Here is an 11,227-nt window from a genome sequence, read left to right as displayed (position 1 = left end):
AAATATTGAGAAAGGCCCACGCCGTCATGGCGTGGGCCTTTCTGCGTTTACGGGTGCGTTTAAGCTCGGGGCATGCGCTACGACTTGGTTATCTTCGACAACGACGGCGTTCTCGTCGACAGTGAGCCCATCTCCAACCGGCTCCTGGCCGGCTATCTCACCGAGCTGGGGCACCGGACCTCCTACGAGGACGCCATACGGGACTACATGGGATCCGCGATGCACCGAATCCATGACCTCGTCCAGGAGCGCACGGGGCAGCGGCTGCCGGACGACTTCGACGATGTCTTCCATGCACGTGTCTTCGCCGCCTTCGAGGAGGAGTTGAAGCCCGTGGCGGGGGTCGCGGAGGTGCTGGAGCAGCTGGCGGCGGACGGGGTGCCGTACTGCGTGGCGTCGTCGGGGAGTCATGAGCGGATTCGGGTGGGGCACCGGACGACCGGGCTCGACCGGTGGTTCGACGAGTCGCGGATCTTCAGTTCGGAGGACGTGGGGCGCGGGAAGCCGGCGCCGGATCTGTTCCTCCACGCGGCTGCGCGGATGGGGGTCGCGCCGGGGCGGTGTGCCGTCGTGGAGGACAGCCCGCTGGGGGTGCAGGCGGCCGTGGCGGCCGGCATGGACGTGTACGGGTTCACGGCCATGACACCGGCCGAGCGGCTGCGGGGTGCCACCCAACTCTTCTCCGACATGGGCCAGTTGGCTGACCTGCTGGAATGACCCGGGGCACGGCGGCGGCGCTGACAATTGTCATGCCGAGCTCCGGACGATCGTTTCTACTGGGGGACCCCGCCCGGACGCGAAGCTGAGGGCATGACGAAGACGACGAACACCGGGTCCCGGAACAACGACGAAGGCAAGCAGCAGCAGCCCAGCGTGCTGGAGAACTTCAAGCCGCTGATCGTGGACGTGGCGGTTCCCCTCGGGTCGTACTACCTCTTCAAGGGCGCCTTCGGGATGAGCACCTTCGCGGCGCTCGCCTGGAGCAGTGTGGTACCGGCGGCGCGGACGGTGTGGAGTGTGGTCAAGGAGCGTCGGGGAAACGCGTTCGCAGGGCTCATCCTGCTGGTGAACGTGGTGTCCCTGGCGCTGAGCTTCGTCTCCGGCGACCCGCGGCTGATGCTCGCCAAGGACAGCGGGGTCAGCAGCGCCATCGGGATCGCGATCCTGGTGTCGGTGGTGATGGGCCGGCCGATGATGACCGAGGGGCTCAAGCCGTTCGTCGTGAAGGGCGACGCGGCCAGGGAGGCGGCCTTCGAGCGGCTGCGGTTCGGGTCCGCGGCGTTCCGGCGGGCGGAGCGGGTCTACTCGCTCGTGTGGGGCGTGCTGCTGCTCACCGAGTGCGTGGTGCGGGTCGTGGGGGCGTACACACTGCCCGTCGACACCATGGTGTGGCTCGGCACGGTCATCCTGGTCGGTGCGATCGGGATCGGGATGGTGGTCAGCGGTGGGCTCGCCGCGGAGCCGATGGCCCGCATGATCTCCGCCGAGGTCACGGCCGCGGAGGAGGCGACGGAGGAGACGGCGGAGGACGTCGAGGACGGTGCGCGGCGCGAGGCGGCTGTTGCCGCCTGAGACCGCCGGAGGTAAAGCTGAAGGAAATTCATCTTTGGCTGGATCTACCCACGAGTACGCCGGGGCCCTACGCTCGCCGCCATGACAGATGTGCTGCGGCGCGGTAGGGCCTCGCTGGCGTTCAGCTTCTTCACTCAGGGTGCCACCTTCGCGCTGCTGGTGACGCGCATCCCCGCGATCCAGGACCGGTACGGCGTCTCCGACGCGCTGCTGCCGGTCTTTCTCGCTGCCGTGCCGATCCTGGCCGGCGTCGGCAGCGTCACCACCGAGCAGTTGGTGAAGCGAATACGGCCGAGCCGGCTGCTGCGCTGGTCCCAGCCCGTGGTGATGCTGGCGCTGCTCGGGGCCGGGGCCGGCGGGAACATGGCAGAACTGGCGGTGTCGCTGGCCGCGTTCGGGCTGGCGGTGGGTGCGCTGGACGCCTCGATGAACATGCTCGGGGTGAGTCTGCAGCGGACGTACGGGCGCAGCATCATGCTCAGCTTCCATGCCGTGTACAGCCTGGGCGGGATCCTCGGGGCCTCGCTGGCCTGGGTGGGGGCGCACTGGCATCTCGCGCTGTGGGTGTCGTATCTGCCGGTCGTCGCGGTGCTGCTGCCGGCCGCGCTGGTGGGGAGCCGCTGGTATGTGGACGGTGATCCCGCGCCGGTGGAGGACGGGGCGGTCGGCGGGGCCGGGGGCGGTGTCGTCTTCAAGGTGCTGCTGCCGCTGTGCCTGGTGATGACCTTCGCCTATATCGGGGACTCGACCGTCTCCAACTGGAGTGCGAAGTACCTGAAGGACGTGCTGGGCAGCAGTGAGCAGCTCGCCACCGTGCCGTACAACGTGTACATGGTGACCACGCTGGTCGGGCGGGGCATCGGGGACTTCGGGGTACGTCGGTTCGGTGCCGTACCCGTCGTACGGCTGGGGGCGGTGGTGGCGGCCGTCGGGTTCGCGGTCGTGGCGGGGGCGCCGGGGGCCTGGGTCGGCATGGTCGGGTTCACTCTGCTGGGGCTGGGGTTGTGTGTCCTGGTGCCGCAGACCTTCGCGGCGGCGGGCAGGTTGTTCCCGGGAGCTTCGGACGCGGCCATCGCTCGGCTGAACATCTTCAACTACGTCGGGTTTCTGATCGGTTCGCCGTTGGTGGGTGCGCTGGGCGACGCGTGGAGTTATCGCGGGGCGATGCTGGTGCCGATGGTGTTGGTGCTGGTGACGCTGGTGTACGCCCGTTCGTTCGCGACCAGGTCGGACCGATACGGTGGCGGGCATGAGCGGCCGCGCACAGCTGATGTGGGACGAGGCAGTAACGGGCTATGACTTCGGTCCGGGCCATCCGATGGATCCGGTCCGGCTGTCGTTGACCCGGAGTCTGGTCAGTGCCTTCGGGCTTGATCGGGCGGTGGATGTGGTCGCGGCGAAGCCGGCCGGGGAGTCGACGCTGCGGCTGGTGCACCGGGAGGACTACATCGAGGCCGTGAAGGCGGCCTCGGCGGATCCGGCGGCGGCCGACCAGTCGTACGGGCTGGGGACGGAGGACGACCCCGCCTTCGCCGGGATGCACGAGGTGTCCGCGCTGATCGCCGGGCAGTCGGTGGGGGCGGCGGAGGCGGTGTGGCGGGGGGACGTCGATCACGCCGTGAACTTCGCGGGCGGGTTGCACCATGCGATGCCGGGGGCCGCGTCGGGGTTCTGCATCTACAACGACGCCTCGCTGGCGATTGCGCGGTTGCTGGAGCTGGGGGCCGAGCGGGTCGCCTATGTGGATGTGGACGTGCATCACGGGGACGGGGTGCAGGCCGCGTTCTGGGAGGATCCGCGGGTTCTGACGATCTCGCTGCACGAGCATCCGCGTACGTTGTTCCCGCAGACCGGGTGGCCGGAGGAGGTCGGTGCCGGGGCGGGGGAGGGTGCCGCGGTGAACGTGGCGCTGCCGGCGGGGACCGGGGACGCGGGGTGGCTGCGGGCGTTTCACGCCGTCGTGCCGGAGCTGGTCGCCGACTTCCGGCCGCAGGTGCTGGTGACGCAGCACGGCGCCGATACGCACTTCGAGGATCCGCTGGCCCATCTGGCCGTTTCGCTGGATGCGCAGCGGGCGGTGCAGGTGGCGTGTCATGAGCTGGCGCATGAGTACGCCGGGGGGAAGTGGGTCGCGTTGGGTGGGGGCGGGTACGAGGTGGTGGATGTCGTGCCGCGGTCGTGGACGCATCTGGTGGGGATTGCTGCGGGGCGGGAGGTTGCGCCTGAGGCGTTGGTGCCTGAGGGGTGGCGGCAGGAAGTGTTCGCTCGGACTCGGCAGTTGGGGCCTGGGCGGATGACGGATGGGCGGTGGCCGGTGGGGTGGGCGGGGTGGGAGGCCGGGTACGACCCCGCTGATCGCTTGGATCAGGCCGTGCTGGCTACGCGGCGGGCTGTGTTTCCGCTGCGGGGGTTGCTGGCGTAGGCGGGTTCTCGCCCCCGCCGCCCCTACCCGTCCCGTCCTCCAGGGGGTGGACCCCCTTCGACCGCCCGTTCCGGGGGCTGCCGCCCCCGCACCCCCGCTTCGGCCTGAACGGCCTCGTCCTCAAACGCCGGACGGGCTGGGAGGGGGGGCGCGGGCCGGATCTCGTCCTCGAATGCCGGGCGGGCTGGTGGGTGGGGGTGCGGGCCGGCTCTCGTCCGCGGACGCCGGGCGGGCTGGTGGGTGGGGGTGCGGACCGGGTCTCGTTCTCAGACGCCGGACGGGCTGGAGAGTGGTGCCCGCCGGTCTTCGTCCGCGGACGCAGGACGGGCTGGAGAGTGGGGGTGCGGACCGGGTCTCGTTCTCAGACGCCGGACGGGCTGGAGAGTGGTGCCCGCCGGTCTTCGTCCGCGGACGCAGGACGGGCTGGAGAGTGGGGGTGCGGACCGGGTCTCGTCCTCGGACGCCGGACGGGCTGACTTAGCCGGCGTTATGCCGGCAGACGCCGGACGGGCTGGCTTAGTCGGCGTTACGCCGACTGTGCGGTGTTCGGCTGTTCTGGGGGTGGGGTGGGGCGGGGGGCGTCAGGATTTCTGGTGTGTTGAGTGGTGGTGGGCTTCGGGGTTATTTGGTGGCTGCTGGGCTGGCGGGGGTGGTGGGGACCTCGCGGGAGCGGAGTCTTCGTAGTTATCGGCTGTTCGCTGCTCGGGATCCTCGGGTGTTGATCGGGATTGATCCGCAAGGGGGGTGGGGAGAGGCGGAGTTGGTTCGGTTGATGGCTGCCAAGTGTGGGGTTTCGGACGATCCGCGGTGTGTTTCAGGGCATGATGTGATCGATCCCGACTTGACGGTCGCGGGGCTGGATGCGTTCGCCGAGCGGGTGGGGGCCGTCGCCCGGCGGCGGGCGCCCGTGTTGTTCGGGACCGGGCATCCGCACCGGCTGATCGGGTTCTACGCCGGTCTCGCGGACGCGCTGTCGGCGGCGGGATGTGAGGTTCTCACCCCCGCGCAGGGTCGCTGTGTCGACATAACGACCCGGTTCGGCCTACGTACGTGCAGCCTGGATTACGTACGAGGCGTCGGGTTCATGAGAGAAGTGGGCCGTGAACGCCCCGGTTGTGCGCCGGGTGCGCATACGCATTCGCCGCTGCCGGTTCGGGTGGCGCTGGATGCGGCGGCGGGGGGTGGAGGGCCCTTGCCGGAGCTGGTGGTCGGGGACCATGGGTGGGTCTGCGGTGCAGGTCAGCTCGGGGTTGAGGCCATTGGGCTGGCGGATACGGATGACCCCGCGCTCTTTGTGGGGGAGGCCGAGGGGGCCGTGTCCGTCGCCGTTCCGGTTGATGACGGCGTGCGGTCTGATTACTACACGCCGCTTACCCGCTACGTACTCAATCGAGCGTGTCTGTCACAGTAGGCCGCCGATGGGTGCACCTCTTCCCCACTCGCATCACCCGCCCCTACATTGGGGAGTGAGCACGCAACGACGAAGAGTCACCGGAAGGGGAAGCCGGTGGCCCGTCGAGTGCGGAAGGTTCAGGTGTGTCATGGCAGCTGGCGAGAGGCCTCTGAACGAGGTTGTGTTCCTGACCGTGGCGGAGGTCGCCGCGGTGATGCGAGTGTCGAAGATGACCGTGTACCGGCTGGTGCACAGCGGTCATCTGCCCGCGATTCGGGTGGGGCGGTCCTTCCGCGTCCCCGAGCAAGCGGTACACGAGTACCTTCGCGAGAGCTATGTGGGGGTGGAGACCGCCTGACGACGGTTTCGGGATACCCGGAGCACCTCGATTACGAGCTCAGCGCTCGGGCGGGTAGGCTAGCCCCTCGTAGGTCGTATGGGCCCATGATGCCCAGCACCGAGTGATGAGAAGTGAGCGAGGGTAGTCGTGGGCTCTGTTATCAAGAAGCGGCGCAAGCGGATGGCCAAGAAGAAGCACCGCAAGCTGCTCAAGCGCACGCGTGTTCAGCGTCGTAACAAGAAGTAATTACGGCGCCGAGCCGCGAGAGCTTGTGTGTGGCCCCCCACCAGTACGGTGGGGGGCCACTGCATTTTCCGGCCGTTGCGGCCTGTCGTGGCCTGCTGGGGGTCATGCCAGCGCAACATCAACCCGCTAAGTTGGCCCGCATACGGGAACACGGAAGAAAGGCGCTGATCTTGGGGAAGGTCGTGCTCGTGACCGGAGTGGCCCGTCAACTCGGGGGCCGGTTCGTACGGCGGATCCAGCGTGATCCCGAAGTGGACCGGGTGGTCGCCGTGGACGCGGTGCCGCCCGAGCATCATCTGGGCGGGGCGGACTTCATCCAGACCGACATCCGGCAGCCGACCATCGCCCGGGTGCTGGCCGAGAGCGGCGCCGACACCGTCGTCCACATGGACGTGACCGGAACGCCGCTCGGCAGCGGGAGCCGGGCCACCGTCAAAGAGACCAACGTCATCGGGACGATGCAGCTGCTCGGCGCCTGCCAGAAGTCGCCGAACGTGAAGCGGCTGGTGATCAAGTCCAGTACGAACGTGTACGGCTCCGCGCCGAAGGATCCGGCCGTCTTCACCGAGACCACCCCGCCGAAATCGCTGCCCAGCGGCGGGTTCGCGAAGGACACGGTGGAGGTGGAGGGGTATGTGCGGGGGTTCGCCAGAAGGCGGCCCGACGTGGCGGTGTGCGTGCTGCGGTTCGCCAATATCCTCGGGGCGACCGCGGATACCCCGCTCGCTTCCTATTTCTCGCTGCCCGTGCTGCCCACCGTCTTCGGGTACGACCCGCGGCTGCAGTTCGTGCACGAGGACGATGTGATCGACGTGCTGCGGATCGCCTCGCACGAGCCGGAGCGGGGGACTCTGAACAGCGGCACGTTCAACATCGCGGGTGACGGGGTGCTGCTGCTCTCGCAGTGTTCGCGGCGGCTGGGGCGGCCTACCGTGCCGTTGCTGCTGCCGGCGGTCACCTGGGCCGGGTCCCTGGTACGGACGCTCGGCATGAGCGACTTCTCGCCCGAGCAGATCCGGCTGCTGACGCACGGCCGGGTGGTGGACACGGTCCAGATGCGCGAGACGCTGGGATTCCGGCCGAAGTACACGACGGCGCAGACCTTCGAGGACTTCGTGCGCGCCCAGGCCCCGGGGCTGCTGCCGCCCCAGGCCGTGGCCGCGGCGGTCGACCGGATCGCCGCGCTGCCCGCCCTGAGCGGTGGGAAGTCGCCGGCGCAGACCGCGGCGCGGACCCCGACGAAGAACCCGACCCAGAGCGCCAACTGAGGAGCGCAGCAACGATGGCGGACGCCAAGGTCATTCCGTTCGACGACGACCGGTCCCGCGGGGCTGCGGTGCAGCGGCCGGCCCGGCGCCGGGCCGCGGCAGGCCGGCGCAAGGGCGGTGGCGAGCAGGCGGGGGTGCGGGAGCCTGCGGCGGTGCGTGATCCCGCCGTGGTGCGTGAGGTCCAGCCTCTCGCCGGGCGGATCCCCGCGCAGGAAGATGTGCATGTGACCCGGGAGAACCCTGAGACGGGCGTGGAGCAGCCGCCGCACGACGAGGCCGGCCTGGAGCAGCGCGTCGCGCGCGGACTCGCGTTTCTGCGGCGGCGGCTGACCGGCGACTACGAGGTCGACGACTTCGGGTACGACGAGGAGCTGACCGACCAGGTCCTGATGTCCCTGCTGCGGCCGGTGTACGAGAAGTACTTCCGCGTGGACGTGAAGGGCATGGAGAACATCCCGGCCCAGGGCGGTGCGCTGATCGTCGCCAACCACTCCGGGACGCTGCCGATGGACGGGCTGATGATGCAGGTCGCCGTGCACGACCAGCATCCGGCGAATCGTCACCTCAGGCTGCTCGCGGCGGACCTGGTCTTCGTGCTGCCGGTGGTGAACGAGCTGGCGCGGAAGCTGGGGCACACGCTCGCGTGCGCCGAGGACGCCGAACGGCTGCTGGGGCAGGGCGAGCTGGTGGGGGTGATGCCGGAGGGGTTCAAGGGCATCGGGAAGCCCTTCAGCGAGCGGTACAAGCTCCAGCGGTTCGGGCGGGGTGGGTTCGTGTCCACCGCGCTGCGGCAGGGGGTGCCGATCATTCCCTGCTCGATCGTGGGGGCCGAGGAGATCTACCCGATGATCGGCAACGCGAAGACGCTGGCACGGGTGCTGGGGATTCCGTATTTTCCGCTGACGCCGACGTTTCCGTGGCTGGGGCCGCTGGGGGCGGTGCCGTTGCCGACGAAGTGGACGATTCAGTTCGGGGAGCCGATCCGTACGGACGGCTATCCGCCGGAGGCGGCCGAGGATCCGATGCTGATGTTCAACCTGACCGATCAGGTGCGGGAACAGATTCAGCACACGCTGTACAAGTTGCTGGTGCAGCGGCGGTCGGTTTTTTTCTGAGCCGCGATGCGTTGAGTGTTGCGTGCGGGTGGGTGGGGGCTGGTCGCGCCCACGCGGCGGAGCCGCATATCAGATACAGCCCCGCGCCCCCAAGGCGGCGGCTTCGCCGCCTTGGGGGCGCGGGGGGTGTTAGTTGCTGCTGTCCTCGCTGTCGATGCCCAGGCCTGGCAGGAGACCTGGTAGGAGCGGGGGCAGGGTGACGTCCGGTGCGCTGGATGCGCTCTTGGACGGGGACGGGGTGCTCGAACCGGTTTTCGGGGGGTCGAGGAGGCCGCCCGTGCTGCCGCCGATGAGGCCCTCGCCGATGTTGCCGGAGGCCGAGCCGCTCGGGCTGCTGGTGCCGGAGTCGTGGCCCGAGGCGGAGCTGCCGGAGGTGGACGGGGTCGTCGACCGATGGCTGCCGGAGGAGCCGGTGGACGCCGCGCCTGAGCCCTGCTTGCCGGTGCCGCCGGTGTTCTGGGACGGCTGGGGGAGCAGGGACTGCAGCGGGGCGACCTCCTGGTCTATGGCGTCGAAGACCGACGACACCTGCTGACTGACGTCCCCGAGCTGGACCGGGAGCTTCTCGCGCAGGGCGCCCCAGGCCTCGCGGTGGGACTGGGCGAAGGCGGACAGGGCCTGGATGGGGCCCAGTGAGTCCGGATCGCGCTCGTACGCCTCGTGCAGCAGCCGGTGGCCCTCGGTGACGTCCTGCTGCATGCCGGACAGGGTGCGGCGGATCTCACCGATGGACTCGTGGTCGAGGTGGCCGCCGCGACCGCGGTCCATCAGCCGGCGGGCCTCCATCAGCCTGGTCGAGGCCTGGTCGAGGTAGGTCTGGCCGCGCTGGTCGTTGCCGTCGGCCAGATAGTTGAGCTTGAAGTCCTCGATGCCGCGTTTGAGGCCGTACAGCGAGTCGCCGGGCAGGGCGTCGGAGCTGGCGGCGGCTACCCCGCCGAAGGCTCCGGCGGCCACGCCGACGCTCAGTCCGCCCGCGGCGAGCCCCTTGGTGAGCCGGGAACGCGGCCGCAGCTTGCCCAGCGGGCTGGCCCGGTGTGCGCCCTTGGAACGGGGCGCACGCTGCTCGGGAACCGAAGCGTCCGCCGCCCTGCCCAGGGTGCCCTCCGCCAGCATGGCCTCCATCGCGGCCACCAACTGGGCCCGCTGGACGACCTTGACCTTCGGGTCGAGCTCGGGCTTGGGCAGTGCGGCAAGCTCCGTCGCCAGGGCCAACAGCTCGCCCCGCTCGGTCCGTTCGGCCCGGTCCGGGGCGGCCGGTGGATCGCCCGCCGGTTCCCCGGACGGCTCGGCCGCCGGGTCCCGGTCGGGCTGCTCCTCCAGAGCCTGGGCGAAGGCGTTCGCCCGCCGGTGGGCCGATACGTTCGTGATCACTGGCGGCACCTCCTCTCGTCATGACGGTCGACTCCCCAGGGGGTCCTGAGGGTTGCACGCCCCCGACCAATCCACACGATCGGGTGATCAGGGACTGGTCGGACGTGACCACAGGGAGCCTGTATCCCGCACAACGAGCGGCTCGGCACTTGGGTTACGGACGACCGGTGATCGGCTGAGAAAGGCAACATGCTTTCACGGAACGTGAGTTGAATGTCGCCCAGGGTGGCCGGTTCAGCGCGCGTCGTCCGGGAGGAGCCGGGCGAGGGTGCGCACGGCCCGGTACTGGAGGGTCTTGATGGCACCCTCGTTCTTGCCCATCACCCGGGCGGTCTCGGCGACCGAGAGGCCCTGGAGGAAGCGGAGCGTCACGCACTCCTGCTGCTGGGGGTTGAGGCGCCGCACGGCGTCGAGCAGGGCCGCGTTGGAGAGGGACTCCAGGACGGAGTCCTCCGGGGAGCGCTCGACCTCGTTGGCGTCGAGCATCTCGCCGGTGGTGACCTCCAGGCGGAAGCGGCTCGACTTGAAGTGGTCGGCGACCAGGTTGCGGGCGATGGTGACCAGCCAGGCGCCGAAGTCGCGGCCCTGCCAGGTGAAGGTGCCGATCCTTCTGAGAGCGCGCAGGAACGTCTCGCTGGTGAGGTCCTCGGCGGTCGCCCTGCCGCCGACGCGGTAGTAGATGTAGCGGTAGACGGTGTCGCTGTACTGGTCGTAGAGGCGGCCGAAGGCGTCGGCCTCGCCGGCCTGGGCGCGCTCCACGAGGTCCATCATCCGGGCGCTGTCGCTGTCCGCGGCCGGGCGGCGGGCGGTGGTGGTGGGGCCGGTGGTGCGGCCGCGTCTGCCCACGCCGCGTCCGTCGCCGGACCGGCGGCCCTCGGCGACGGCGCTGCGGGCAGGCACCTGTTCCATGCCGTCGGCCAGTGCGTAGCACGGGCCGACGGGTGCGGCGGTGGCGAAGGCGGGGGCGGCGTACGCGGTCGGGACAAGGCCGCGCAGCGTCTCTTTGACCGTCGCGACTGTTGCGCGCAGCGTAGCCAGGCCCGAGGCGTCAACCCCGACGTGTGGGTACACGGGACTCCCAGAGGCAGAGCTTCCATCACGTGCAGTACGGAACCTTTCACCCGTCGTAGCGACGGAGGGGTACCGGTTTGCGTCTGAGGAGAATAACGCTTCGTGCAGGCACTGCTACACCGAGTTGCTCAAATCATCGATTGCGTCGCTTCTGTAACTGTTTGGCGGCGCCTCAAGGGCCCTAGAGTGATCGGTTGTTGAACGTAAACGTGCGGGTTTCGGCGATGTGCGGGGCGTGTTGGGGTGACCGCGCGATAATTCCGGGCGCGCGGCGGGTGGGGGCCGGGGGTGGGGACGCTTACCGGCGCTGGCAGGGTGCCGCTGCGCCCACCCGTGCCGCCCTGCGGCACGCCTGCCCGCAGCTATGTAGGGCACGGTTGAGCAGCGCCCCGTCAGGGGCGCGGGGCTGTATTTGATGTGCGGCTACCG

General features: G+C 69.6%; 11 protein-coding genes. 9 read left to right on the top strand and 2 right to left on the bottom strand.

Going from position 1 to position 11,227, the window contains the following annotated elements; genetic code table 11:
• Positions 1-72 precede the first annotated feature (72 nt).
• The 9 genes from SSP29_RS08060 to SSP29_RS08020 all read left to right on the top strand — a co-directional run bounded on the left by SSP29_RS08060 (position 73) and on the right by SSP29_RS08020 (position 8,356).
• Positions 73-717 (top strand): HAD family hydrolase, encoded by a 645-nt coding sequence (locus SSP29_RS08060; protein WP_089099725.1) that lies wholly within the window; start codon positions 73-75, stop codon positions 715-717.
• A 93-nt stretch (positions 718-810) separates the two neighbouring features.
• Positions 811-1,572 (top strand): VC0807 family protein, encoded by a 762-nt coding sequence (locus SSP29_RS08055; protein WP_089099724.1) that lies wholly within the window; start codon positions 811-813, stop codon positions 1,570-1,572.
• Positions 1,573-1,653: 81 nt separating this feature from the next.
• A complete protein-coding gene (locus tag SSP29_RS08050) occupies positions 1,654-2,871 on the top strand; it encodes an MFS transporter (RefSeq protein ID WP_089099723.1) in 1,218 nt (405 codons plus the stop codon).
• The gene (locus tag SSP29_RS08045; protein WP_089099861.1) at positions 2,822-3,994 is read left to right on the top strand and encodes an acetoin utilization protein AcuC; all 1,173 of its coding nucleotides are present in this window, start codon (positions 2,822-2,824) and stop codon (positions 3,992-3,994) included. The genes SSP29_RS08050 and SSP29_RS08045 overlap by 50 nt, the downstream gene beginning before the upstream one ends.
• Positions 3,995-4,589: 595 nt before the next feature.
• Positions 4,590-5,405, top strand: a complete 816-nt coding sequence (locus tag SSP29_RS08040) for a phosphatase (RefSeq protein WP_089099722.1) — start codon at positions 4,590-4,592, stop codon at positions 5,403-5,405.
• Between the two features lie 130 nt (positions 5,406-5,535).
• Positions 5,536-5,745 carry a helix-turn-helix domain-containing protein gene (locus tag SSP29_RS55130; RefSeq protein ID WP_067299677.1) on the top strand — a complete coding sequence of 70 codons (210 nt, stop codon included), beginning with the start codon at positions 5,536-5,538 and terminating at the stop codon, positions 5,743-5,745.
• A gap of 129 nt (positions 5,746-5,874) precedes the next feature.
• Entirely contained in the window at positions 5,875-5,973 is a 99-nt protein-coding gene (locus SSP29_RS08030; RefSeq protein ID WP_003948845.1) for a 30S ribosomal protein bS22, read from the top strand.
• Positions 5,974-6,143: 170 nt separating this feature from the next.
• Positions 6,144-7,241 carry an NAD-dependent epimerase/dehydratase family protein gene (locus SSP29_RS08025; protein ID WP_089099721.1) on the top strand — a complete coding sequence of 366 codons (1,098 nt, stop codon included), beginning with the start codon at positions 6,144-6,146 and terminating at the stop codon, positions 7,239-7,241.
• A gap of 14 nt (positions 7,242-7,255) precedes the next feature.
• Positions 7,256-8,356 carry a lysophospholipid acyltransferase family protein gene (locus SSP29_RS08020; protein WP_089099720.1) on the top strand — a complete coding sequence of 367 codons (1,101 nt, stop codon included), beginning with the start codon at positions 7,256-7,258 and terminating at the stop codon, positions 8,354-8,356.
• A 129-nt stretch (positions 8,357-8,485) separates the two neighbouring features.
• On the opposite strand, the gene SSP29_RS08015 is transcribed toward SSP29_RS08020, so the two are convergent.
• Together SSP29_RS08015 and SSP29_RS08010 are read right to left on the bottom strand one after the other, a co-directional pair.
• Positions 8,486-9,727, bottom strand: coding sequence for a DUF5667 domain-containing protein (locus SSP29_RS08015; RefSeq protein WP_089099719.1), 1,242 nt, complete (start codon positions 9,725-9,727; stop codon positions 8,486-8,488).
• Between the two features lie 234 nt (positions 9,728-9,961).
• Positions 9,962-10,798: an ECF subfamily RNA polymerase sigma factor, BldN family gene (locus tag SSP29_RS08010; RefSeq protein WP_089099718.1), complete on the bottom strand. Its 837-nt coding sequence runs from the start codon at positions 10,796-10,798 to the stop codon at positions 9,962-9,964.
• Between the last annotated feature and the right edge of the window lie 429 nt (positions 10,799-11,227).

The organism is Streptomyces hyaluromycini (assembly GCF_002217755.1).
GTDB lineage: Bacteria > Actinomycetota > Actinomycetes > Streptomycetales > Streptomycetaceae > Streptomyces > Streptomyces hyaluromycini.
This window is presented reverse-complemented; position numbering and strand designations above follow the sequence as displayed.

Excerpts from the sequence above, each read along its gene's own strand:
- SSP29_RS08060 (WP_089099725.1), top strand. The coding sequence starts at position 73 with ATGCGCTACGACTTGGTTATCTTCGACAACGACGGCGTTCTCGTCGAC.
- SSP29_RS08055 (WP_089099724.1), top strand. The coding sequence starts at position 811 with ATGACGAAGACGACGAACACCGGGTCCCGGAACAACGACGAAGGCAAG.
- SSP29_RS08050 (WP_089099723.1), top strand. The coding sequence starts at position 1,654 with ATGACAGATGTGCTGCGGCGCGGTAGGGCCTCGCTGGCGTTCAGCTTC.
- SSP29_RS08045 (WP_089099861.1), top strand. The coding sequence starts at position 2,822 with ATGAGCGGCCGCGCACAGCTGATGTGGGACGAGGCAGTAACGGGCTAT.
- SSP29_RS55130 (WP_067299677.1), top strand. The coding sequence starts at position 5,536 with ATGGCAGCTGGCGAGAGGCCTCTGAACGAGGTTGTGTTCCTGACCGTG.
- SSP29_RS08020 (WP_089099720.1), top strand. The coding sequence starts at position 7,256 with ATGGCGGACGCCAAGGTCATTCCGTTCGACGACGACCGGTCCCGCGGG.